The organism is Rhizobium bangladeshense (genome assembly GCF_001662075.1).
GTDB classification, from domain to species: domain Bacteria; phylum Pseudomonadota; class Alphaproteobacteria; order Rhizobiales; family Rhizobiaceae; genus Rhizobium; species Rhizobium bangladeshense_B.
Map to the genome: position 1 here is coordinate 291647 of NZ_LYPL01000001.1, position 23207 is coordinate 314853.

Here is a 23207-nt window from a genome sequence, read left to right on the forward strand (position 1 = left end):
TTATTGACCGGCACGGCGGATCATTTAGATTGCGATCTAACTCTAAAACTGGTATAGATGTCAAATGAAATCTAATTGGAGGTCGCTATGAGAGTCAGTCGTGCCCAGGCCGAGGCCAACCGCGAAACCGTGATCAACGTCGCAAGCCGGCTCTTTCGGGAACATGGTTTCGACGGCATCGGGCTGAAAGATCTGATGAAAGGTGCCGGCCTCACGCAAGGCGGATTCTACAAACAATTCCGATCGAAAGACGATCTTGCGGCGCTGGCGTCCGGGCGAGCGATGGAGAGTGCAATTCGCCGGTGGTCGAGGGTTGCTGCCGGAAGCAGCGATCCCTTCGGCGCGGTGGTCGGCATGTATCTCTCTACCGGGCACCAGGAAGAGAAAGGCGATGGTTGCCCCCTGGCCGCGCTCGGGTCCGACGCCGCGCGTCAGAGCGAGGAGGTGCGCGCTCCATTCCAGAATGGCATCGAAGCGCATCTTCGGATCCTCGACGAATTGATCCCGGCATCGGACGGCACGAAACAATACGAGAAAGCCATGATCGTGCTGTCCCTCATGGTCGGCGCCGTAACCATCTCTCGCATCATGACCGATCAGGCCATGTCGGAACGACTGCTGGAAACCGCCGCCGATGCGGTCAAGCGCATCGCAGGCGACACGGACGAAGAATGAGTTTTCGGTTGTGACGAGGAGCTGGAGCGGGTGAAGGGAATCGAACCCTCGTATTCAGCTTGGGAAGCTGCTGCTCTACCATTGAGCTACACCCGCGATGCGCTGAGATTTCCAACAGATGGGGGCCGCTGTCAAGTCGGCTGAGCGCGGCGCCTCAGATGCGGAAGTGCTTCGAGAGTTTGAGGCCCTGGGCCTGGTAGTTGGAGCCGAGGCCGGAGCCGTAGAGGCTGGCGGGCTTTTCCTGCATGTGTTCGTAGACGAGGCGGCCGACGATCTGGCCGTCTTCGAGGATGAACGGCACTTCGTGGCTGCGCACTTCGAGCACGGCGCGGCTGCCGCGCCCGCCGGCAGGCGCATGGCCGAAGCCCGGATCGAAGAAGCCGGCGTAGTGGACGCGGAACTCGCCGACCAGCGGATCGAACGGGGTCATCTCGGCGGCATAATCCGGCGGCACGTGCACGGCCTCGCGCGAGACGAGGATATAGAACTCGTCAGGATCGAGGATCAGCTCGTTGCGGCCGCGGCTATAGAGCGGCTCCCAGAAATCGAAGATGTCGTGCTGGTCCTTCTCGTCGACATCGACGACGGCGGTGTGATGCTTGCCGCGGTAGCCGATCAGGCCGTCCTTGTCGCCGCTGAGATCGATCGACAGCGCGATGCCGCCGCCCGATACGTTCGGCTGCTTGCTGGCGACAAGCGTCTCGCTTTCATGCAGTTTCAACAGTTCCGGCTCGCCGAGCACGGACTGGCCGACGCGGAAGCGGATCTGCGACAGGCGCGAGCCACGGCGCACGACGATCGGGAAGGTGCGCGGGCTGATTTCGAGATAGAGCGGGCCGGAATAGCCTGGTGGAATCTTGTCGAATTCCTGGGCGTAATCGGTGATGACTCGGGTGAAGATATCGAGACGGCCGGTCGAGCTCTTCGGATTGGCCGAGGCCGACATGTCGGCCGGCAAGGCTAAGCTCTCCATCAGCGGCACGATGTAAACGCAGCCGGTTTCGAGCACCGCGCCCTGGGACAGATCGATCACGTGCAGGCTGAGGCGATCGAGCTTGTCCGACACCAGATGCGAGGGACCGGGCATGAAGGAGGCGCGCACGCGAAAGGCCTTGGACCCCAAGCGCAGGTCCAGACTTGCCGGCTGGATCTGATCGCGGTCCAGCTCCCGCTCGGAGTTAAGACGCCCCGTTTCAAACAGCGCTGCGATCGCGCGGTCCGCCAGAATTCCAGTTTCGCGAGCCATCATGCCCCATCCATCTTTTGCGCCGACAAAACCAAATACGGGGAATTGACGCAAGCAGCTAACAGCAGTATTGCAGATTTATCCCGTGGTGATTTGGCCGGTCGGCTTGCAGCCACGTTAAACAAGTGGCTAAAAAGACCGGGTTATGAAACCGGTCTGCTTCTGCGGCCGGTTTTTTTGTTATGTGAAGGTGATGGCATGAGCAAGACTTGGCGCCCGGCAACCCAACTCGTCCATGGCGGCACGCTGCGTTCGCAATATGGCGAAACGTCCGAGGCAATCTATCTCACGCAGGGCTTCGTCTATGACACGTCGGAAGCGGCCGAAGCCCGCTTCAAGGGCGAGACCGACGGCTACATCTACGCCCGCTACGGCAGCCCGACCAACGACATGTTCGAAAAGCGCATGTGCATGCTCGAAGGTGCCGAAGACGCCCGCGCCACCGCCTCCGGCATGGCCGCCGTCAGCGCCGCGATCCTCTGCCAGGTCAAGGCGGGCGACCATATCGTTGCCGCGCGCGCCCTCTTCGGCTCCTGCCGCTGGGTCGTGGAAACGCTGGCGCCGAAATACGGCATCGAATGCACGCTGGTCGACGGCCGGGACCTCAAGAATTGGGAAGAGGCAATCCGGCCGAACACCAAGGTGTTCTTCCTGGAAAGCCCGACCAACCCGACGCTCGAGGTCGTCGATATCGCCGGTGTGGCCAGGCTCGCCAACCAGGTCGGCGCCAAGGTCGTGGTCGACAACGTCTTTGCCACGCCGCTCTTCCAGAAACCGCTCGAACTCGGCGCCCATATCGTCGTCTATTCCGCCACCAAGCATATCGACGGCCAGGGCCGCTGCCTCGGCGGCGTCGTGCTCGCCGACAAGGCCTGGATCGACGAGAACCTGCACGACTATTTCCGCCATACCGGCCCGGCCATGTCGCCGTTCAACGCCTGGACGCTGCTGAAGGGCATCGAGACGCTGCCGCTGCGCGTGCGTCAGCAGACGCAGAATGCCGCAAAGATCGCCGATTTCCTGGCCGAGCAGAACAAGGTCGCCAAGGTGATCTATCCCGGCCGCGAGGACCATCCGCAGGCCGACATCATCGCCAGGCAGATGACCGGCGGCTCGACTCTCGTCGCCTTCGAGTTGAAGGGCGGCAAGGAGGCGGCATTCGCGCTGCAGAACGCGCTGGATATCATCAAGATCTCCAACAATCTCGGCGACAGCAAGAGCCTGATCACCCATCCGGCGACGACGACCCACAAAAACCTGACGGAAGAGGCGCGCGCCGAACTCGGCATCTCGCCGGGCACCGTACGTCTTTCGGCCGGCATCGAGGATACGGACGACCTGATCGAGGATTTCGCCAAGGCGCTTGCCAGGGTCTCGGCCTGATCGACGGCATTGGCGGCCGAGCCCCCGGGGTTCGGCCGCGGCGACGGCGCCCCGGCGCTGCCAAGTAAAATAATACCGACAATTAGGCTTAACGATCGAAAACCATGCGATCACGGCTGTTTCATCGCCGATCAACGTTCCGTTTCTTGACGGATAGGGCCTTCTTATAAGATACGGGTAACATATCTTGACTAAGGTGCAAGGCATGTATCGCGCCCTCACTAGAGATATCGAAGTCGTCGTCGAACCATTCTATCTGGAGGAGCAATCCGATCCGGAAGACGACCGCTATGTCTGGGGTTACCGGATTGTCATCAGCAACAATTCCGGCATCGCCGTTCGTCTGGTCAACCGCTACTGGAACATCACCGACCAGAACGGCCAGGTAGACGAGGTGACCGGCCCCGGCGTCGTCGGCGAACAGCCGCGGCTCAGCCCCGGCGACACCTACGAATATTCCTCCGGCTGCCCGCTCGACACGCCCTCCGGGCTGATGTTCGGCCATTACCAGATGGAAACGGACGAAGGCGAGCTGTTCGAGGTCGACATCCCTGCCTTCTCGCTGGATTCACCTGGGCTGCTGCGCGTGCTCAATTGAGCGCGCAGGTTCGCGGTCGCTTCGTCGGTGCGAACACGAACGCCGTGCTTGTCGCATGGGTCCTCGGGTCAAGACCGAGGACGACGGAGGGTGGGGGGCAAGAGGCGAGAGGCCGGGAGCAAATTCATCAAAAGTGTGCAGCGATTTTGATTGGAAGTGTTTGCTTACGTGCTTCTCACGCAAGACCGCGCGCATTTGCTGGAATTCCCAGCGATCCCGCCTCTTGCCGCTCGTTTCCCTTACTCGGGCTTGACCCGAGGACCCATACGGCAAGCACTGCTCGTGGATACGGCCGGTGCAGCGCTCCAGTCAGTACCAATGGATGCCCGCGGTCGTGGATCCTCAGGCTTGCCCAGTCATCAATCTACTAAAGGTCAAAAGGATCCGAGGCCTGGCTACCTGGCTTTGCTTCGAACGGATCCTTAGGTTGCGACGGCGCCGGCTGTTTTGCGACCGCATCGTTGACCGCCTGTTGGCAGGCGAGCAACTCATCCGCTGCCCTCTCGGAATCTTTCAGACCGAGGGCAGCAATCTGCTTTCCTCTAACGCTGGCGCGGAAACTCAGTTTACCAGAAAACTCCTCAATCAAGTCGGGATCGTTGAAATCGATCCATAATGATTTGAGGCCAGCAAGATCCAGACCTCTCGCATCAGCCGTCCGTTTAGACTGGTCGAACGAGAGTTCGATGGGATAATGCTTACCTTTCTCCAGGGATTTCCAGTTTGGATTTCCGAGCAGAATGTACAAAGGTTTGTCCTTTTTTCGGAAATTGAAGCCGAGACGAAAAATGGTGTCGTCATCAAAGGAAGTCAGAACAAAACAGCCATTGTCTAAAGTCGGGTCGACAGCCACGCTCCAGCCCCCGACCTCTTTCCATTGGATTGTCTCGTCATCAGCCAAGCCAATTCGTGGCATCGCAGCCATGAATGCGAGTACAAAATACAAAAAGCGCATGAAGGCCCCATCCCCAACGAACCAGTTGGATAATAGGTGCACAGTGACTACCGAAAGTCGAGTCACTGTGCTGGATCATCGCTAATCTTTTGTATTTGTTCGACGTGTGCTCAACCGAGCCTATTCGGCCGGCTGAAGCTCGATCGGTTCGAAGCGGTAGGTGGTCGAGCAGAATTCGCAGGTGACGGCGATTTCGCCGTTTTCCTGGCTTTCCTCGATCTCCTCGGCCGAAAAGCCCTTCAGCACGCCCTTGATCTTGTCGCGCGAACAGCTGCAGCGGTCGAAGATGGCGCGCGGTTCGTAGACGCGCACGCCGCGTTCGTGGAACAGCCGGAACAAGAGCCGCTCGGTGCCGACAAGCGGGTCGGTCAACTCGTCGGCGTCGATGGTCTCGACCAGCGAGCGGGCTTCGACCCAGGCATCGTCCTCACCATGCGGGCGGTCGCCATTATCGCCGTCGCCGCCGTGGAGATCCGGGTGGCGCATGCGCTCGGGCGCCTCCGGCAGGAACTGGGCGACGAGGCCGCCGGCCCGCCAGCGATGACGCGGCTTGCCGGCATCGTCACGGTCGAAGAGTTCAGCCGCAGCCAGGCGCACGCGCGTCGGGATCTGTTCCGACTGGCGGAAATAGACACCGGCAATCTCCTCGAGCGAGGTGCCGTCGAGCGCGACAATGCCCTGATAGGGCTGCGCGAACTTGCCCTGGTCGATGGTGAAGGCGAGCACCCCCTTGCCGAGCAGCTGTTCCGGCTCGGTTTCGCCCGCTTCAACCGCCTTGTTGAGCAGCGCCTGATCGAAACGGGCATAGGCGCGGACATTTTCCGGCGTCGAGAAATCGGCGACGAGAAGATCGACCGGGCCATCGCCCTTGGTCTGCACCGTGAACTTGCCGTCGAATTTCAGCGAGGTGCCGAGCAGCACCGTCAGCACGACGACTTCGGCAAGCAGCCGGGCGACGGGCGCGGGATAATGATGGCGCTCGAGGATCGCATCGAGCATCGGTCCGAGCTGGACGGCGCGGCCGCGCACATCCAGACCCTCCACCTGGAAAGGGACGACATGGTCATCGCCGGCGAAATCGAACTGGCCGAGGGCGGCTGCAGCTTCTGCCATGGCTTTCACTCCTAGTTTTCAAGCGATGAGCAAGGGTGCCCTTCGCTCGCGCGGCCGCGCGTTGTTCGCGCGCGGCGTCCGATTATGGTTCAGATCGCGCCCAGGCACCAAGCAAGAATCGACTTCTGCGCATGAAGACGGTTTTCCGCTTCATCGAAGACCACGGATTGCGGGCCGTCGATCACCTCGTCCGTTACTTCCTCACCACGATGAGCGGGCAGGCAATGCATGAACAATGCATCGTTGCCGGCCTTGGCCATCAAGGCCGCATTGACCTGATAAGGCTGGAAGACGTTGTGACCCCGCGCCCGATGTTCCTGATTCATGGAGACCCAGGTATCGGTCACCACACAATCGGCGCCTTCGACCGCACGGTCGGCATCATGGCAGAGCATGATTTCGGCGCCCTGATTGCGGGCCCAGTTCAGATAGTGATCCTTGGGTTCCGAGCCAAGGGGTACGGCCATGTTCATGCGGTAGCCGAAACGCGCAGCCCCTTCGACCAGCGAATGCAGCACATTGTTGCCGTCGCCGGTCCAGGCGATGGTCTTGCCCTTGATCGGGCCGCGATGCTCTTCGAAGGTCATGATGTCGGCCATGATCTGGCAGGGATGGGTATCATCCGTCAGCGCATTGATGACAGGCACGGTCGCATGCTCGGCAAGCTCCAGCAGGCGCGAGTGCTCGGTGGTGCGGATCATGATCGCATCGACATAACGCGACAGCACCTTGGCGGTGTCGCCGATCGTCTCAGCGCGGCCGAGCTGCATTTCGGTACCGGACAAAAACAGCGTTTCGCCGCCGAGCTGGCGCATGCCGACGTCGAAGGAGACGCGGGTGCGCGTCGACGGCTTCTCGAAGATCATCGCCAGCATCTTGCCGGCGAGCGGCTTGTCGCCCTGGCCGGCCTTGAAGGCCTGCTTGCGGGAAAGCGCATCGTTCATGATGGTTCTGAGGTCGGCCGATGTGACGGCCGAAAGATCGAGGAAATGTTTAGGAGCCATGTTCTTACCTGTCGTGCGCCCGAGGGCGGCGATCCCTTCAAGCCGTCTTCTTGACCTTGGAGGCGCGGATGCTCTCGGCGGCGCGCTCGAGGCGGACGAGACCCTCGCGGGCTTCCTCGGCGGTGACGACGAGCGGCGGAAGAAGGCGGATGACGTTGTCGCCGGCCGGCACGCCGAGCAGATGCGCGGCGCGGATCGCCTGCAGCAGTTCGGCCGAGGGGACGGCCGCCTTGACGCCGAGCAGCAGGCCTTCGCCCCTGATATCCTCGATCACATCGGGATAACGGTCCTTCAACGAGGCCAGCCCCTGACGGAAGACAAGCGCCACGTCTCGCACATGCTGGAGGAAGCCGTCGGCGAGAATGACATCGAGCACGGCGCCGCCGACGGCCATGGCCAGCGGATTGCCGCCATAGGTCGAACCATGGGTGCCGGCCTTCATGCCGGAGGCGGCCTCAGCGGTCGCAAGGCAGGCGCCAAGCGGGAAACCGCCGCCGATGCCCTTGGCGACGGCCATGATGTCTGGTGTGATGCCAGACCACTCATGGGCGAAGAGCTTGCCTGTGCGGCCAACGCCGGTCTGGACCTCGTCGAGGATCAGCAGCAGGCCTTTCTCGTCGCAGATCTGGCGCAGCGCCTTCATGAACTCGGCCGTGGCGGGACGCACGCCGCCCTCGCCCTGCACCGGTTCGATGAGGATCGCCGCCGTCGCATCGGTGATGGCGGCGCGCACCGCTTCGATGTCGCCGAACGGCACCTGATCGAAACCCGGCGTCTTGGGGCCGAAGCCTTCGAGATATTTCTCCTGGCCGCCGGCGGCGATCGTCGCAAGCGTGCGCCCATGGAAGGCGCCTTCGAAGGTGATGATATGGAAGCGCTCGGGATGGCCCTTGGAAAACTGATAGCGGCGCGCCGTCTTGATGGCGCATTCGAGCGCCTCGGCGCCGGAATTGGTGAAGAACACCTTGTCGGCGAAGGTGGCGTCCGTCAGCCGTTTGGCCAGGCGCTCCTGGCCGGGGATCTCATAGATGTTGGAGAGGTGCCAGACCTTGTCGGCCTGCTCCTTCAAGGCGGCGACCACATGCGGATTGCTATGGCCGACCGAGGTGACGGCGACGCCGGCGCCGAAATCGAGATAACGCTCGCCGCCTTCGGTGATCAGCCATACGCCCTCGCCTCGCTCGAACCGCAGCGGGGCACGAGAATAGGTGTCATAAAGCGGCGCGGCTTCGGCCATGGCGCGGGTCTCCCGATCAGTTTGTCAAGCAGGGACTCCGGCTAAGAAAACCGGGTCCGAAAAATCAAAAATGCCGCCTTTCGGCGGCGATCGGTACTATTTCCTTTTCGCGCTGCAATGTCAACAAAACTGCGGCGTTAGCGGATGCAGCAAGCTTGTACAGCGGCATTTTCGGCCTTCAACAGGCATTATTGCAGAAATGACACGCTGAGGCAGCAAGTTGGGGAAAACTACGAATTCGATTCATCCGGATTCCCGCGACTCTTGTCACGGAGTCAGCCTCACACTAGGTTAAAGTTCAATTACTAGACTGCATGCGGCGGAACTAGTCACCAAAATTGATCAAGCGTTTCTTGTTTCGGAGGCTTCCGGGACAACGGTGAGGGATTCTGCCATCACCAACGCAAACGGTGGAGACAGGGCATGAACTGGACAGACGAGCGGGTCGAGAAACTCAAGAAGCTGTGGTCCGAAGGGCTGAGCGCCAGCCAGATCGCGGCACAACTTGGTGGCGTAAGCCGCAACGCCGTTATCGGCAAGGTGCACCGGCTGAGCCTGCCGGGCCGCGCCAAGGCCGGCGGAACAGCCACCGCGGCGCGCACGCCGAAGCGCCAGACATCGGCGCCGCGCGCGCCGAACTACGCCTCCCGGATCACCACCCGCACCGTGACCCGCCAGCAGGGCGCAACGATGCTGAAGGAAGAGATCGAGGTCGATGCGGTCGAGGAAATGGAATATGTCCCGGCCCGCAACGTGGTCGTGCCGATTTCCCGCCGCCTCGGCCTGACAGAGCTGACCGAACGCACCTGCAAATGGCCGGTCGGCGATCCGCTCAAGGACGACTTTCACTTCTGCGGCTGCGAATCCCCAGATAATTCGCCCTATTGCAGCTATCACCAGAAGCTTGCCTATCAGCCGGTCAATGAGCGCCGCCGGGCGGCCGCGCGGGTCAGCTGAGCGGGCTGCATCGCTGGACATGAAAAACGGGCCGAGCGGCCCGTTTTTTATTCGAGTGGGGAATTGACCTTTGCGTTTAGCAACAAAGCCAACCCCACACTCCGTCATCCCAGGGCTTGACCCTGGGATCCACAGCCAAGCAATCGGCTTCAACTGTTTCCCCGCAGTTGGATGCCATCAGCTCTTCACGCCATGCCAGCCGCATGGATCCCAGGGTCAACCCCTGGGATGACGGAGGAGAGGTGGTGCCGAGACGCACAAGCCTCGCCGGTGCAATGACGCTGGCTCGCAACGGCGAACGAAGCGGCGGCGATGGACGACGGTAAGGCGGGGCCTCACAGGCCGTACTGCCGCGTGTTTGGCGGGAACGCCCACCACACACACCCCTTCAACCTCAGGCTTCCATCGAATAGCCGGCGCCGCGGACGGTGCGGATGACGTCCTGCATGTTGGAGAAATTCAGCGCCTTGCGCAAGCGGCCGACATGGACGTCGACGGTGCGTTCGTCGACATAGATATCGTGGCCCCAGACGCCGTCGAGCAGCTGCGAGCGGGAAAAGACCCGGCCCGGCGACGACATCAGAAATTCCAGCAGGCGGAATTCGGTCGGGCCGAGGCGCACTTCGCGGCTCTTGCGATGGACGCGGTGGGTTTCGCGGTCGAGCTCGATATCGCCGCATTTCAGCACCGAGGACAGCACCTCCGGGCGGGCGCGGCGCAGCATTGCCTTGACGCGGGCGACGAGCTCGGGGGTCGAGAACGGCTTGACGACGTAATCGTCGGCGCCGGTCGACAGCCCGCGGACGCGTTCGCTCTCCTCGCCGCGCGCCGTCAGCATGATGATTGGCAGCCGCTCGGTTTCCGGCCGCATGCGCAGGCGCCGGCAGAGTTCGATGCCGGAGACGCCGGGCAGCATCCAGTCGAGGATGAGAAGATCGGGCGTGCGTTCCTGAAGCCTGATTTCGGCCTCGTCGCCGCGCAGGATGGTATCGACTTCGAAGCCTTCCGCTTCGAGATTATAGCGGAGAAGCACGCTGAGGGCTTCTTCGTCTTCAACAACTGCAACTCTCGGGATCATGCGTGTCCGTCTCCTCGCGCACGATCCTTAAACCGGGGGTGATTTAAGCAAGGGATCCCGCGCAAAATCAGAAATTGGCTGCGACCTCTTTGCGCGCCCGGACGGGCGCGCACGCAATAGGCTGGTCCGGCACGGTTATTCCGTGGCGGCACCGACGGTGTTGGCGCTGTCGTCTTTCGGACGGTCGCCTTCCGGCTGGGCGCCGGTTGCCATGTAGTAGATCGTCTCGGCGATATTGGTGGCGTGATCGCCGATGCGCTCGATGTTCTTGGCGCAGAAGAGAAGATGCGTGCAGCTCGTGATGTTGCGCGGATCTTCCATCATATAGGTCAAAAGTTCGCGGAACAGCGACGTGTACATCGCGTCGATCTCGTTGTCGCGCTCGCGGATGGCGGTCGCCTTGTCGGCGGCGCGCGTCGTATAGACGTCGAGCACTTCCTTGAGCTGGACGAGGGCCAGCTCGGAGAGGTGCTCGAGACCGCGGGCGAGCTTGCGCGGAACGCCGGTGCTCTGCACGGCGATGACGCGCTTGGCGGTGTTCTTGCCGAGGTCGCCGACGCGTTCGAGGTCGGCGGCGATGCGGATCGAACCCATGATTTCGCGGAGGTCCGCGGCCATCGGCTGGCGGCGGGCGATGGTGACGATCGCCTTGTCGCCGATTTCGCGCTCGGTGTGATCGAGGATCACATCGTCGGAAATGACCTTCTGCGCCAACGCCGTATCGCCGTTGACCAGCGCCCGGACGGATTCCGCGACCATCTGTTCGGCGAGGCCGCCCATTTCGGAAATCCGCCTGGAGAGGAACTTCAGATCATCATCATAGGCGGAATAGATATGTGTCGATGCCATGGGGCTTTATCCTCGAATAACGGAAAGCTTCGTGTCGCCAGGATCAGCCGAAACGGCCCATGATGTAGTCCTGGGTGCGCGGATCGTCCGGATTGGTGAACATCTTGTCGGTGTCGTTCTCCTCGACGAGATTGCCGAGGTGGAACATGGCGGTGCGCTGCGAGACGCGCGCGGCCTGCTGCATCGAGTGGGTGACGATGACGATCGTGTAGTTCTCGCGCAGCTCGTGGATCAGTTCCTCGACCTTGGCGGTGGCGATCGGGTCAAGGGCCGAGCAGGGCTCGTCCATCAGGATGACTTCCGGGCTGACGGCGACGGCGCGGGCAATGCACAAACGCTGCTGCTGACCGCCGGAGAGGCCGGTGCCGGATTCATGCACGCGGTCCTTGACCTCGTTCCAGAGGCCGGCGCGCTGCAGGCTGCTCTCGACGATCTGGTCGAGATCGGCCTTCGACTTGGCGAGACCGTGGATGCGCGGGCCGTAGGAGACGTTTTCATAGATCGTCTTCGGGAACGGGTTCGGCTTCTGGAAAACCATGCCGACGCGGGCGCGAAGTTCGACGACGTCGATATCGGGATCATAGATATCGTCGCTGTCGAGCGTGATCTTGCCGGTGACCCGGCAGCCCTCGATCGTGTCGTTCATGCGGTTGAGGCTTCGCAGGAAGGTCGACTTGCCGCAGCCTGAAGGGCCGATCAGCGCGGTTACGGTGTTTTCGCGGATGTTCAGGTTCACATCGAAAAGCGCGCGCTTCTCGCCGTAGTATACGGAGACATCCTGTCCGATCATTTTATACGGGACGTTGCTCATCTTCTGATCCAGCGCCTTTTCAACTGCTGCTTCCGTCAACATGTTCATGATGTTTAACTCCGTTTACCAGCGGCGCTCGAAGCGACGACGCAAGAGGATGGCGCCCATGTTCATGACGATCAGGAACAGGAGCAGGACGATGATGGCACCCGAAGTACGCTCCACGAAGGCGCGTTCCGCCTCGTTTGCCCACATATAAACCTGCACGGGCAGCGCCGTCGAGGGATCGAGCGGCGTCGTCGGTGCATTGGCGACGAAGGCGACCATGCCGATCAACAGCAGCGGCGCGGTTTCGCCGAGCGCATGCGCCAGGCCGATGATCGTGCCGGTGAGGATGCCGGGCATGGCAAGCGGCAGGACATGGTGGAACACCGTCTGCATCTTCGAGGCACCGAGGCCCAAGGCTGCGGCGCGGATCGAGGGCGGCACGGCGCGCAGGGCAGCGCGCGTCGCGATGATAATGGTCGGCAGGGTCATCAGCGTCAGCACCAGGCCGCCGACCAGCGAAGCCGAGCGCGGCAGACCGATAAAGTTGATGAAGACGGAAAGACCGAGCAGACCGTAGACGATCGACGGGACGGCGGCGAGGTTGTTGATGTTGACCTCGATCAGGTCCGTCAGCTTGTTCTTCGGCGCAAACTCCTCGAGGTAGATCGAGGCTGCCACACCGATCGGCAGAGACAGAACCAGCACGATCAGCATCAGATAGAGCGAGCCGATCAGGGCGACGCCGAGGCCGGCAGCCTCGGGACGGCTGGAATTGCCGTTGACGAAGAGGCCAGTGTTGAACTCTTTGGTCAGCGCGCCGTTCGCCTTCAGCTCGTTCATCCAGGCGACCTGCTTGTCGTTGACCTTGCGGTTCTTCTCGTCGACGGAAAGATCGATCTGACCCTTGTTGGCACTATCGACATTGGCATCGGCGAGCAGGGTGACGTTGACGGTCTTGCCGATCACCGAGGGATCGGCGACCACCAGGTCGCGCAGCTGGATCGGCGCACTCTTGGAGAGCATGGCCGTGGCGTCACGCACATCGGGACGGCTGGATGCATTGATGTTCAGCTGCTTGACGATCGCATCGCGCAGCAGAACCGGATAATTGGCGGCGATCAGCACCGAAGGGTCGGTCGCACGCTTGTTGTCAGGGTCGATCGTCTTCTCTGCGAATTCGATCGGCAGGGTGATCGACGTCTGCTGGAAGGCAGTGTAGCCCTTGCCGATCACCGTCCACAGCAGGATGAAAAGGAAGATGAGGCCGAAAGCGATGGCAGCGATGCCATAGGCCTGGAACCGGCGCTCGGCGGCATAGCGGCGTTTGATGCCGATATCGCGGCGCGGCGGCGCCTTGGAAATGGTTCCGGCGACGGGAGAAACAATATTCGTCATTCGTACTGCTCCCGGTATTTGCGCACGATGTAGAGCGCATAGATGTTGAGGCAAAGCGTGATGCAGAACAGCGTGATGCCAAGGGCGAAGGCAACCAGTGTCTGAGGCGAGGTGAACTCAAGGTCGCCGGTCAGCTGATTGACGATCTTCACGGTGACCGTCGTCATCGGCTCGAAGGGATTGATCTGGATGCGGGCGGCGACACCGGCGGCCAGCACGACGATCATGGTTTCGCCGATGGCGCGCGAGGCGGTCATCAGCAACGCCCCGACGATACCGGGGAGAGCCGCCGGCAGGACAACCTTCTTGATGGTTTCGGAGCGCGTGGCGCCGAGACCGAGCGAACCGTCACGCAGGGCCCGCGGCACGGCGGTGATGATGTCGTCCGACAGCGAGGAAACGTAGGGGATCAGCATGATGCCCATGACGATACCGGCTGTCAGCACGCTCTGCGCCTGGATGAAGTTCGAATAGTTGCCGGAGAGCAGGCCGCTGATCTGAGCGGAGAAATCGCGCAGGAACGGGCCGACGGTGACGAGGGCGAAGAAGCCGTAGACGATCGTCGGAATGCCGGCGAGCACTTCGAGAAGCGGCTTGGCGATGCCCCGCAGCTTCGGCGAGGCATATTCGGCCATGTAGATGGCGGCGAAAAGGCCGACCGGCACGGCAACGAGCATGGCGACCAAGCCGATATAAAGCGTGCCCAGCAAAAGCGGGATCAGGCCGAACTGGCCGAAGGACGAGCTGCCGGCGCCCGCAAAGCGCGGATCCCAGACGGTGCCGAAGAAGAACTCGTTGGCGGGAACGACCGCAAAGAAGCGCGCGGCTTCGGACAGCATGGACAGCACGATGCCCACCGTCGTCAGGATGGCGATCGAAGAGGCGAGCAGCAGCCCCCAGAGCATGACACGCTCGACGCGGTTGCGGGCGCGGAAACGCGGCGCGATTGCGCGCAGCGCATAGAAAGCGCCGGCAACTGCGAGAGCAAAGACCACCGCCGTCATGGCCAGCCGGCTCGTCATGCTCAGCGAATTGAGCGTCTTTGCGGCTTCGACCATGTAAGGCTGCGGCTGGCCGGCGAGCGGCACGCCCTTTTCACTGAGCTTGGCCTGCAGCGCCGCCGGGTCGGTGGAGACTGCCGCTACCTCGTCGGGAGTGAGCATCGTCAGGCCGCGCGCAACCGTCGCTACCATCGAGTAGCTCAGATCCTGCTCGACCGAAGCTTGCGCCTTGACGTCGGCAGGGAAGGCATCGCGAACCGAGGACTGGACAATGCCTGGGCTGACGGAGAGCCAGACGCAGAGGACGATGAGGGCAGGAAGAACAGCCCAGATCGCCGCATAGGCGCCGTAATAGGCCGGCCGTGAATGCAATGCGGAGGACCTGCCTCCGGCAAGTGCTGCGGCACGGCTGCGCGCGACCAGATAGGCGGCGGCGCCGATCACCACAAGGCACAAAAGTATGACGGATGTGCTCATTCGTTACGTCCCCAGGCCCGAAGCCCCCAAAAAGCCCGGCGGCTGCATCAGCCTGCCTTCAGCTTCCAATCATTGGAGAAGGAAAACCCTGCAGCGAAAAAGCCGGCACGCAGGGGCATAAAGCAATGCCGGCGCGGGCTTAGAAGCACCGCGCCGGCAAAGTCATTACATGGCCTTACCAGCTTCGACGTCCTTGCGGATCGCTTCGCGCTCGGCATCCGGAGCGGCAACGAGGCCGTATTCAGCCAGCGGGCCGTCAGGGCCGATCATCTGGTCGGATACGAAGAAGTTGACGTATTCCTTCAGGCCCGGAACAGCGCCGAGATGTGCCTTCTTGACGTAGAAGAACAGCGGGCGGGAAACCGGATAGGTGCCGTTGGCGATCGTTTCGGTGGACGGAACGACACCGTTCACAGTGGCGACCTTCAGCTTGTCGGCATTGTTTTCGTAGAAGGAAAGGCCAAATACGCCGACCGCGGTCTTGTTGGCAGCGATGCGAGACAGCGTTTCGGTGTAGTCACCGTCGATGTCGACTGCAGCGCCGTCCTTACGGACTGCGACACAGGCCTTGCCCTGAGCGGCCTTGTCCGAAACGGCGGCTTTGATGACTTCTGCAGCGCCCGATGCTTCGCAGCCAGCTGCCAAGACCTTTTCCTCGAAGACTTCGCGGGTCCCGTGCTTTTCGCCCGGGATATAGGCGGCGATATCAACAGCCGGGAGCTTCGGGTTGACTTCCGACCACTTCTTGTAGGGGTTGGCGACGAGCTTCCCGTCGACGACGACCTGGGCGGCGAGGGCCTTGTAGATGTCGGCCGGAACGTAAGCGACATCGGGGTTGCCGGCATCGGTCGCGAAAACGATGCCGTCATAACCGATCTTGACTTCCTGGACATCCGTCACGCCGGCAGCCTTGCAGGCTTCGACCTCGCTTTTCTTAATGGCGCGAGATGAGTTAGCGATGTCGATGGTGTTTTCGCCGACGCCCTTGCAGAATTCCTTGAGGCCGGCGCTGGAGCCGCCGGATTCGACGATTGGCGTCTTGAAATTGGTGAAGGTCTCGCCGAAGGACTCGGCAACGATCTTGGCGTAAGGCAGGACGGTGGACGAACCAGCAACCTGAATCTGATCGCGGGCGACGGCAGCGCCAGCGAAAGCAGCAGTTGCAGCGAGCGCGGCAACGGTGAGCTTGAAGGTGTTCATTTGAATCTCCCGGGCATTGGGCTTGTGTGATGCGGCCTGTAGAGAGGCCCTCGCATTGCCGTTTTTCATCGGCGGGACTCTCTTAGCGCTGTAAGCACCGTCCTTTTATGTCAAATCGGTGAAACATTTATGACAGTTTAAGATGCTGATTTATAATGATAAATTTTATGGATCCCGCCTGAACGTGTCGACGGTTGGCAAAGTTTGGATAGCCGCTCGACCCTGCATTGCAAGTTTATCGCACGTGGCCCGGCGGTTGCGGAAAAGTATCCTGGCCCTTCCTGCTTGCATTCTTTCATTCAGGTCCGCCCGTGGGATCTGCCCCTCATCCGCCTGCCGGCACCTTCTCCCCGTTTTGACGGGAGAAGGGATATACCGCAACTTCTCCGTCCCACCCAAAACTCTCGACAGGGCACGTCCCCTCTCCCCGTCATTACGGGGAGAGGGTTAGGGTGAGGGGCAATCGCACGGCACGCCATCGTTATTCACGCACGGCTGGAAAGAACCGCAAATCCATTACCTCGACGCGTTCGACCAGCCGCCCGTCGCAGATCGCAACGATCGTCTCCAGCACGGATGGCAGCTCGCTCAGCACATCTACATTCCAGAAACGAACCACCGACCAGCCATTGCCAGTCATGTAGGCACCCGGATTCCATCCCGTCGGTTGTCAGCATGCTGGCTGCCGTCGATCTCGACGACAAGCCGCAATTCACGACAGGCGAAGTCTGCAAAATAAGGACCGATCGGCAATTGCCGGACGAACTTGTTTCCGTTGAGGCGCCGGTCGCGCAGTTCCTTCCATAATTTGTCCTCTGCGTCGTTGTCCGATTGGCGCAGGGTTCGCGCTCGGGGCGGTGGTTTTGGGCTTGGGGCCTCTCATTGACGTTTTTCCTTGTGACTTGCCCCTCATCTGGCTGCCGCCACCTTCTCCCCGTAAACGGGGCGAAGGGGATATGCCGCAACCTCTCGGCTCCCCGCGAGCCTCTCGCATGGCACGTCCCCTCGCCCCGTTTACGGGGAGAGGGTTAGGGTGAGGGGCAGTATACACGGTACGCATCGCTAATCGCTCGCGTCGCGTACCACGCTAGAACCGCACGGTAAAATCGGTGCCCTTGCCGACTTCGGACTTGACGATCAGCCGGGCGCGGTGGCGGGTGAGGATGTGTTTGACGATGGCCAGGCCGAGGCCGGTGCCTTTTTTCGAGCGGCTGTCCTCGATGCTGACGCGGTAGAAGCGTTCCGTCAGACGCGGCACGTGCTCGGCCGGGATGCCCGGCCCCTTGTCGATGATGCTGACCTCGACAGGCCCGCCGGCGCCATTCTTCAGCCGGACGTCGACGACCTTGCCTTCCTGGCCGTATTTGCAGGCATTTTCCATCAGGTTTTCGAAGACCTGGACGAGCTCGTCGCGGTCTCCCAGCACCTCGACCTTGCCGTCGGGCAGATGCAGGTTGATGTCGACGCCGACGTCTCTCGCCAGCGGCACCAGTGAGTCGCGGACATGGCCGAGCAGCGGCACCAGATCGACCTTCTCATCCGGGGCGATATGCGATTTCAGTTCAAGCCGCGAGAGCGACAAGAGGTCGTCGACCAGCCGGCTCATGCGTGTCGTCTGATCGAACATGATGCCCAGGAACTGCGCCTGCGCCTTCTGATCGTTCTTCGCCGGCCCCTGAATGGTCTCGATGAAGCCGCGCAGCGAGGCGAGCGGCGTGCGCAGTTCGTGGCTGGCATTGGCGACGAAATCCGAGCGCATGCGGTCGATACGGCGAACCTCCGATATATCGCGGAAGGAGAGGATGAAAAACCGCTCACGCTGGCCGCCGGCCTGGAATTCGACAGGCGCGCTGCGGACGATATAGACGCGCTCGGACGGCAGCCGCTCGGCATGCTCGATCTGGTTCGGCGCATTGGTGGCGATGGTTTCGCGCACCATGTCGAGCACGCCGGGGGAGCGCAGCCGGGCCGATATATGGGCGCCGAGCGTCACCTCGCCGAAGGCCTTTTCGGCGGCGCGGTTCTGGAAGAGCACCGAGGCATCGTCCGATAGCACCATGACGGGAATATCGAGGCCGGCAAGCGTGGCGGAAATGTCGGGCAGACGGCTCGGCGGCGCTTCCGGCTCCGGCTCCACCGGCTCGGCCGGCTCCGCCTTGAGGACCGGCGCCTCGTTGAACAGCGCGGTCAAGATCATGACGAGCAGGAGCACGAGCACGACCCACTTGTTCATGCCGGCGGCAAGAGCAACCAAGGCGCTGAGGATGGCCGCAAGCAGCACCGGCCGTTCGCGGCGGATGCGCGCCAACAGGCTTTTCTTCCACGGGATTTCGTCTGGCAAGTGGGCCTCGCGGCATCGATTCGTTTTTCTTTATATTGGAACTCTGCCTGATAGCGGCAATTCATGACAGAAGTTTTCGGGTGGCGCCGCTGAAACGAAAGGCCTCAGCGCAAGCTTGAGAAAAAATCACGGGCCGCCAGCGAAAGATTTGATTTTCAATGGCAAATATGTTCGCCTGCGGGGAGCACAAACCATCAGCGCAGGAGGAGCACATGGGCGGGGATGTCGAAAGCAGGGCCGTGGAGCTCACTATCCGCGGCAAGAAACGCATCTTCGACGTCGACGACCCGGTCCTGCCGGACTGGGTGGAGGAACAGGCGCTGGAATCCGGCGAATTTCCCTACAAGAAGAAGCTCAACGAGGAGGATTATCTGGAGCAGCTCGAAAAGCTGCAGGTGGAACTCGTCAAGATGCAGTTCTGGCTGCAGGCATCAGGCAAGCGGGTGATGGCGCTGTTCGAGGGGCGGGACGCGGCCGGCAAGGGCGGCGCGATCTCGGCCTCCTCGGCGCATATGAACCCCCGCCTTGCCCGCGTGGTCGCCCTCGCCAAGCCGACCGAACGCGAGCAGGGACAATGGTACTTCCAGCGTTATGTCGCGCAGTTCCCGACATCAGGCGAATTCGTGCTGTTCGACCGCTCCTGGTACAACCGCGCCGGCGTCGAGCCGGTCATGGGTTTCTGCACGCCGCAGCAATATGAAGGCTTCCTCAAACAGGCGCCGCAGCTTGAAAAGATCATCGCCCATGAGGGCATCTTCCTGTTCAAATTCTACCTCGATATCGGCCGGGAGATGCAGCTCAAGCGCTTCCACGATCGCAGGCACGATCCTCTGAAGGTTTGGAAGCTGTCGTCGATGGACATCGCGGCGCTGACGAAATGGGGCGAATACAGCGAAAAGCGCGACCGGATGCTGGAGGAAACCCATACGGATTTCGCGCCATGGACCGTCATCCGCGCCAATGACAAGCGGCGTGCGCGTCTGCAGCTCATCCGTCACATGCTGAACAGGATGGACTATGAGGGCAAGGACAAGGCGGCGATCGGCGAGGTCGACGAAGAGATCATCGGCTCCGGCCCCGGCTTCCTGAAATAGACCGTCTGCCACCCGGCTGCATAATTGGCGGACAGCGCCGCGTGTCTTTTCAAGCGCGGCGCTGTAGGAAGCCGGTCACTGCCCCGGCAGGATGCGGATGGCGAAGAGGTTGATGCCGCGCGCCTTGCCGTCGAGATCGCTGTTGATCGTCAGCGCGCCCGGCGAATTCGGGGCGAGCGAGCGGTCGAACTTCACCTGCAGCAGCGCATCCGACTTTTCGCGGGTGACGGTGAAGCGATGGCGGGCGCAATTGCCGAGCGACTGGAAATTGCATTCGACCGTCACCTGCGTCGGCTCGTCTGTGGTCGATTGCAGCGTCAGCGCGATGGTCGAGGATTTGCCGGCAAGCTGCTGCAGCACCGAGGCCGGAACGCTGAAGGAGATGTTGCCGTCAGCCGCGCCGCTTTCGGAAATCAGGCGGACGGCGGGGCCGTCATTCTCGGTGATGTTTTCGGTGCGGGCTCGCGGGCCGCTTTTGATCTTGTCGGCCTCCTCAGGCTTGAACACCGGGATCCAGTCGGCGGAAAAACTGTTCTGCGGATCGATGGTCACCGGCTGATCGGTGTGGGTGGCGCCATCGCCGGCGCTGTCGTCATTGCCGGTGAAATCCTCGGGCTGGGTGCTCGCCGGCGGATTGGCGACGCTGGTGTCGCGTTCGGCCGCCGTCAACAGCAGGCCCGACGTATAGGCCCACCAGGCGCCGATGCCGATGAAGGCGAGCAGGACGCACCAGACGAGAAGCCGGGAAAAGAACTTGCGCGGCTTGCGGCGGCCCGCCGCCCGCTCCGGGCGGAAATCCATGCTGGTCGCACGTTCGCCGCGCGTCAGCCGCTCCTCGCCGGCCGGGGCGGCCGCGAGATGATCGGCATTGCCGGCGTGGACGTTGTCGAGGCTCGACTCGTCGCTGCGGTGCATCATCACTTCGGGAGCGCGGGTCTCGCCTGCCGCCACCGGGCTATCGATCAGGCTGTCGATATCGGCCACATCGCCGCGTCGAACCGGCGGCGCCGGCATTTCGACGACGGGCGGCACCGGCACTTCAGGCGGCCTCTGGCGCGGGTGAAGACGGTCGCGCTCTTCGCTTTCGATGGCGTGGATGGTGGTTTCCAGGCGATGGCGGTGATGGGCGACGGCATCGGCATCGGTGATATCCTGCTTGCGCAGACCGGCTTCCAGCGCCTGGCGCGCCGACTGGTAGATCCTCGCTCGAACTTCCGGATTGTCGCGATCGGCATTTTCGAGCGCTGTTCTGATGGCCGTTTCTAATCCGCTCACGTCTAGTCCTTCACCTTGAATCCGGCATCGGACTGCAATCCCCGCCGTTCTCCATCAAAATTCGGTAGCGGCAAGCGCGGCAAACCGCAAGCCTTGCAGCCCCGCCCGCCGCCGATCGGCGGCGATAATCGCCAGCTTTCGCGGCCCGAGGGACTTACCTTGTCCGTCGTCTCAGCCGTATATATCGGCGCGAAATCGACGAAGGCGTGGCGGCTGCTCTTTTATCGGCTTTTCTTCTCTGTTATGAGATTGACGTTTTCGTAAACGTCAATGCGAGCGGTGAACCATGGCCCTGCCCCCGATCCTCAAGAACAAACTCAGACTGCCGGTGATCGGCTCGCCGCTCTTCATCATCTCGCATCCGGCGCTGACCTTGGCCCAATGCAAGGCGGGCGTCGTCGGCGCCTTTCCGGCGCTGAACGCCCGGCCGGAAAGCCAGCTCGACGAATGGCTGGCCGAGATCACCGAGGAGCTCGCCCGCCACGACGAAGCCCATCCGCAACGGCCGGCCGCACCCTTTGCCGTCAACCAGATCGTCCACATGTCGAACAAGCGGCTGGAGCACGACCTCTCGCTCTGCGTCAAATACAAGGTGCCGATCGTCATCTCCTCGCTCGGCGCGGTGCCCGAGGTCAATGCCGCCGTGCATTCCTATGGCGGCATCGTGCTGCACGACATTATCAACAACCGCCACGCCCATTCGGCGATCCGCAAGGGGGCGGACGGGCTGATCGCGGTGGCATCAGGCGCCGGCGGCCATGCCGGCACGCTATCGCCCTTCGCGCTCGTCCAGGAAATCCGCGAATGGTTCGACGGCCCGCTGCTGCTTGCCGGCGCGATCGCGACCGGCGGCGCCATTCTGGCCGCCGAGGCGATGGGCGCCGACATGGCCTATATCGGCTCGCCCTTCATCGCGACAGAAGAGGCGCGCGCCAGCGAGGCTTACAAGCAGGCGATCGTCGAAGGCGCAGCCAACGACATTGTCTATTCCAACTATTTCACCGGCGTGCACGGCAACTATCTCAAGCCCTCGATCATCGCCGCCGGCATGGACCCCGACAACCTGCCCCTCGCCGATCCCACCAAGATGGATTTCGAGCAGGCGACCGGCGGCGCCAAAGCCTGGAAGGACATATGGGGCAGCGGCCAGGGCATCGGCGCCGTGAAGGCGGTGGAGCCGGTGGCAAATCTCGTCGACCGGCTGGAGGCCGAATATAAGGCCGCCCGCACCCGGCTGGCGCTCTGAGGGTCTTCCACAGCCTCCCTCTTTTTTGCCAAAGGCATGACAGGGTGCTTGAAATCTTCGGACAATGCCTGTATCAGCGCCATGCAAATCGCAGGCCGCACGCTTCGGCCGCCAAATGCCGCTTTAGCTCAGTCGGTAGAGCACATCATTCGTAATGATGGGGTCACGTGTTCGAGTCACGTAAGCGGCACCATTTAACTCCCTGATAGACAACGGTTATCCAGGGAGGGTGAGCTTCCAAAAACCATTGCAATTCGTGCTGTCACACCACCGTCACAGCAAGAGGTTCTGCAATGGCAACCATCCGCAAACGCAACGGCAAATATCAGGTCCAGGTCCGGCTTCAGGGCTCCGCCCCGATGTCCAAAACGTTTACCCGCCTCGAAGACGCGAAGGCTTGGGCGCGGCTTACCGAACTTGAAGCCGAGCAAATTGGCCTACCCGCAGATCCTCGACTCCTCGCCAAGATCACTGTGGGCGAGATGCTCCAACGTTACCGAGATGAAGTCGTCCCAAAGAAGCGCGGCGCGGAATATGAAACGATAATGGTCAACGCGATGCTCCGCCATCCTTGGGCCAAGCGCTCCCTCGCTCATATCGAGGGGGCGACATTCGCGGAGCACCGAGATGCGCGACTGCGAACCGTCCTGCCCTGCACCGTGAAGCGCGAGCTTGCCATGTTGCAGCACGCTTTTGACGTCGCGATCAAAGACTGGTCGATCCCGCTGCGGGCAAATCCCATCAAGGCCATCTCGAAACCGGGCGGAGCGAAGAAGCGAGATCGTCGCCTCGTCAAAGGCGAACTCGCTCGGCTTTTTCGAACCGCAAAGCAGTGCAAAGGCGATCACATGCGCGCGCTCATTCTCCTGGCCATCGAAACCGGGATGCGTCAGGGCGAACTGCTTGCCGCGAAGTGGAGCCACATCAATCTCGCCGCGCGACATTGGTTTATCCCCCTCACAAAGAACGGAGAGAGTCGCACGATCCCTCTTACGCGGCGCTGCGTCAGGACCCTCCGCATTCTCAAGAAGGTCGCGGGAGATGCGAAGGGCGTGTTCGACCTCACGAGGGAGGCGGTGAAATGCTCATGGCGGCGGATCATAAAGCGGAGCGGGATCGAAGACTTGAACTTCCATGACCTGCGTCATGAGGCAATCAGTCGGTTCTTCGAACGGGGTTTGTCGGTGCCGGAGGTCAGCCTGATCAGTGGCCACAAGGATGCACGGATGCTATTCCGCTACACCCACATGACGGCGGCGCACGTGCTGGCGAAGTTGGGATGAC

General features: G+C 61.7%; 20 protein-coding genes, 2 tRNA genes, 1 pseudogene and 1 riboswitch. Of the genes and pseudogenes, 8 read left to right on the plus strand and 15 right to left on the minus strand.

What is annotated here, in order from left to right; all coding sequences use genetic code 11:
* Positions 1–87: 87 nt before the first annotated feature.
* Positions 88–675 (plus strand): TetR/AcrR family transcriptional regulator, encoded by a 588-nt coding sequence (locus tag A7X77_RS01400; RefSeq protein WP_064681243.1) that lies wholly within the window; start codon positions 88–90, stop codon positions 673–675.
* Positions 676–697: 22 nt separating this feature from the next.
* On the opposite strand, the gene A7X77_RS01405 is transcribed toward A7X77_RS01400, so the two are convergent.
* Positions 698–771: transfer RNA gene (locus A7X77_RS01405), tRNA-Gly, on the minus strand.
* Positions 772–829: 58 nt separating this feature from the next.
* Entirely contained in the window at positions 830–1924 is a 1095-nt protein-coding gene (locus A7X77_RS01410) for a 2'-deoxycytidine 5'-triphosphate deaminase (RefSeq protein ID WP_064681244.1), read from the minus strand.
* A gap of 72 nt (positions 1925–1996) precedes the next feature.
* Positions 1997–2075, plus strand: a riboswitch (SAM riboswitch).
* A gap of 44 nt (positions 2076–2119) precedes the next feature.
* Between A7X77_RS01410 and A7X77_RS01415 the strand changes: the two genes are divergently transcribed.
* Both A7X77_RS01415 and apaG read left to right on the plus strand, forming a co-directional pair.
* Entirely contained in the window at positions 2120–3304 is a 1185-nt protein-coding gene (locus A7X77_RS01415; RefSeq protein ID WP_064681245.1) for an O-succinylhomoserine sulfhydrylase, read from the plus strand.
* A 205-nt stretch (positions 3305–3509) separates the two neighbouring features.
* Positions 3510–3902, plus strand: coding sequence for a Co2+/Mg2+ efflux protein ApaG (apaG, locus tag A7X77_RS01420; RefSeq protein WP_064681246.1), 393 nt, complete (start codon positions 3510–3512; stop codon positions 3900–3902).
* A gap of 367 nt (positions 3903–4269) precedes the next feature.
* Here the strand turns inward: apaG and A7X77_RS01425 are convergent, their stop codons facing one another.
* The 4 genes from A7X77_RS01425 to A7X77_RS01440 form a co-directional block, all read right to left on the minus strand.
* Complete coding sequence (locus A7X77_RS01425; RefSeq protein WP_064681247.1) at positions 4270–4857, minus strand: hypothetical protein; 588 nt, start codon at positions 4855–4857, stop codon at positions 4270–4272.
* A 120-nt stretch (positions 4858–4977) separates the two neighbouring features.
* Positions 4978–5970 (minus strand): Hsp33 family molecular chaperone, encoded by a 993-nt coding sequence (locus tag A7X77_RS01430; protein WP_064681248.1) that lies wholly within the window; start codon positions 5968–5970, stop codon positions 4978–4980.
* Between the two features lie 89 nt (positions 5971–6059).
* Positions 6060–6974 (minus strand): ornithine carbamoyltransferase, encoded by a 915-nt coding sequence (argF, locus tag A7X77_RS01435; protein ID WP_064681249.1) that lies wholly within the window; start codon positions 6972–6974, stop codon positions 6060–6062.
* A gap of 37 nt (positions 6975–7011) precedes the next feature.
* Positions 7012–8211, minus strand: a complete 1200-nt coding sequence (locus A7X77_RS01440; RefSeq protein WP_064681250.1) for an aspartate aminotransferase family protein — start codon at positions 8209–8211, stop codon at positions 7012–7014.
* A gap of 423 nt (positions 8212–8634) precedes the next feature.
* Between A7X77_RS01440 and A7X77_RS01445 the strand changes: the two genes are divergently transcribed.
* Entirely contained in the window at positions 8635–9168 is a 534-nt protein-coding gene (locus A7X77_RS01445; protein WP_064681251.1) for a GcrA family cell cycle regulator, read from the plus strand.
* A 394-nt stretch (positions 9169–9562) separates the two neighbouring features.
* Here the strand turns inward: A7X77_RS01445 and phoB are convergent, their stop codons facing one another.
* The 8 genes and pseudogenes from phoB to phoR all read right to left on the minus strand — a co-directional run bounded on the left by phoB (position 9563) and on the right by phoR (position 18275).
* Entirely contained in the window at positions 9563–10246 is a 684-nt protein-coding gene (gene phoB / locus A7X77_RS01450) for a phosphate regulon transcriptional regulator PhoB (protein ID WP_004672768.1), read from the minus strand.
* A 135-nt stretch (positions 10247–10381) separates the two neighbouring features.
* On the minus strand, positions 10382–11095 hold the full coding sequence (phoU, locus tag A7X77_RS01455) for a phosphate signaling complex protein PhoU (RefSeq protein WP_004672769.1): 714 nt from the start codon (positions 11093–11095) through the stop codon (positions 10382–10384).
* Positions 11096–11138: 43 nt separating this feature from the next.
* Positions 11139–11954, minus strand: a complete 816-nt coding sequence (pstB, locus tag A7X77_RS01460; protein ID WP_064681252.1) for a phosphate ABC transporter ATP-binding protein PstB — start codon at positions 11952–11954, stop codon at positions 11139–11141.
* 15 nt (positions 11955–11969) lie between these two features.
* Complete coding sequence (gene pstA / locus A7X77_RS01465; RefSeq protein WP_064681253.1) at positions 11970–13289, minus strand: phosphate ABC transporter permease PstA; 1320 nt, start codon at positions 13287–13289, stop codon at positions 11970–11972.
* Positions 13286–14767, minus strand: a complete 1482-nt coding sequence (gene pstC / locus A7X77_RS01470; protein WP_064681254.1) for a phosphate ABC transporter permease subunit PstC — start codon at positions 14765–14767, stop codon at positions 13286–13288. Before pstC ends, pstA begins: the two co-directional genes overlap by 4 nt.
* A gap of 165 nt (positions 14768–14932) precedes the next feature.
* On the minus strand, positions 14933–15967 hold the full coding sequence (locus A7X77_RS01475) for a substrate-binding domain-containing protein (RefSeq protein ID WP_064681255.1): 1035 nt from the start codon (positions 15965–15967) through the stop codon (positions 14933–14935).
* A 481-nt stretch (positions 15968–16448) separates the two neighbouring features.
* Positions 16449–16850 (minus strand): annotated as a pseudogene (locus tag A7X77_RS01480) (endonuclease domain-containing protein).
* A gap of 204 nt (positions 16851–17054) precedes the next feature.
* The gene (gene phoR / locus A7X77_RS01485) at positions 17055–18275 is read right to left on the minus strand and encodes a phosphate regulon sensor histidine kinase PhoR (RefSeq protein ID WP_064681256.1); all 1221 of its coding nucleotides are present in this window, start codon (positions 18273–18275) and stop codon (positions 17055–17057) included.
* Between the two features lie 245 nt (positions 18276–18520).
* On the opposite strand from phoR, the gene ppk2 reads away from it, so the two are divergent.
* Positions 18521–19402, plus strand: coding sequence for a polyphosphate kinase 2 (gene ppk2, locus A7X77_RS01490; RefSeq protein ID WP_064681257.1), 882 nt, complete (start codon positions 18521–18523; stop codon positions 19400–19402).
* Between the two features lie 75 nt (positions 19403–19477).
* Here the strand turns inward: ppk2 and A7X77_RS01495 are convergent, their stop codons facing one another.
* A complete protein-coding gene (locus tag A7X77_RS01495) occupies positions 19478–20677 on the minus strand; it encodes a hypothetical protein (RefSeq protein WP_064681258.1) in 1200 nt (399 codons plus the stop codon).
* Between the two features lie 286 nt (positions 20678–20963).
* Here A7X77_RS01495 and A7X77_RS01500 point away from each other — a divergent pair, with 286 nt between their 5' ends.
* The 3 genes from A7X77_RS01500 (at position 20964) to A7X77_RS01510 (ending at position 23206) form a co-directional block, all read left to right on the plus strand.
* Entirely contained in the window at positions 20964–21923 is a 960-nt protein-coding gene (locus tag A7X77_RS01500; RefSeq protein WP_064681259.1) for an NAD(P)H-dependent flavin oxidoreductase, read from the plus strand.
* Positions 21924–22040: 117 nt separating this feature from the next.
* A tRNA-Thr gene (locus A7X77_RS01505) sits at positions 22041–22116 on the plus strand.
* Positions 22117–22216: 100 nt separating this feature from the next.
* Positions 22217–23206, plus strand: a complete 990-nt coding sequence (locus A7X77_RS01510; protein WP_064681260.1) for a site-specific integrase — start codon at positions 22217–22219, stop codon at positions 23204–23206.
* Position 23207 lies beyond the last annotated feature (1 nt).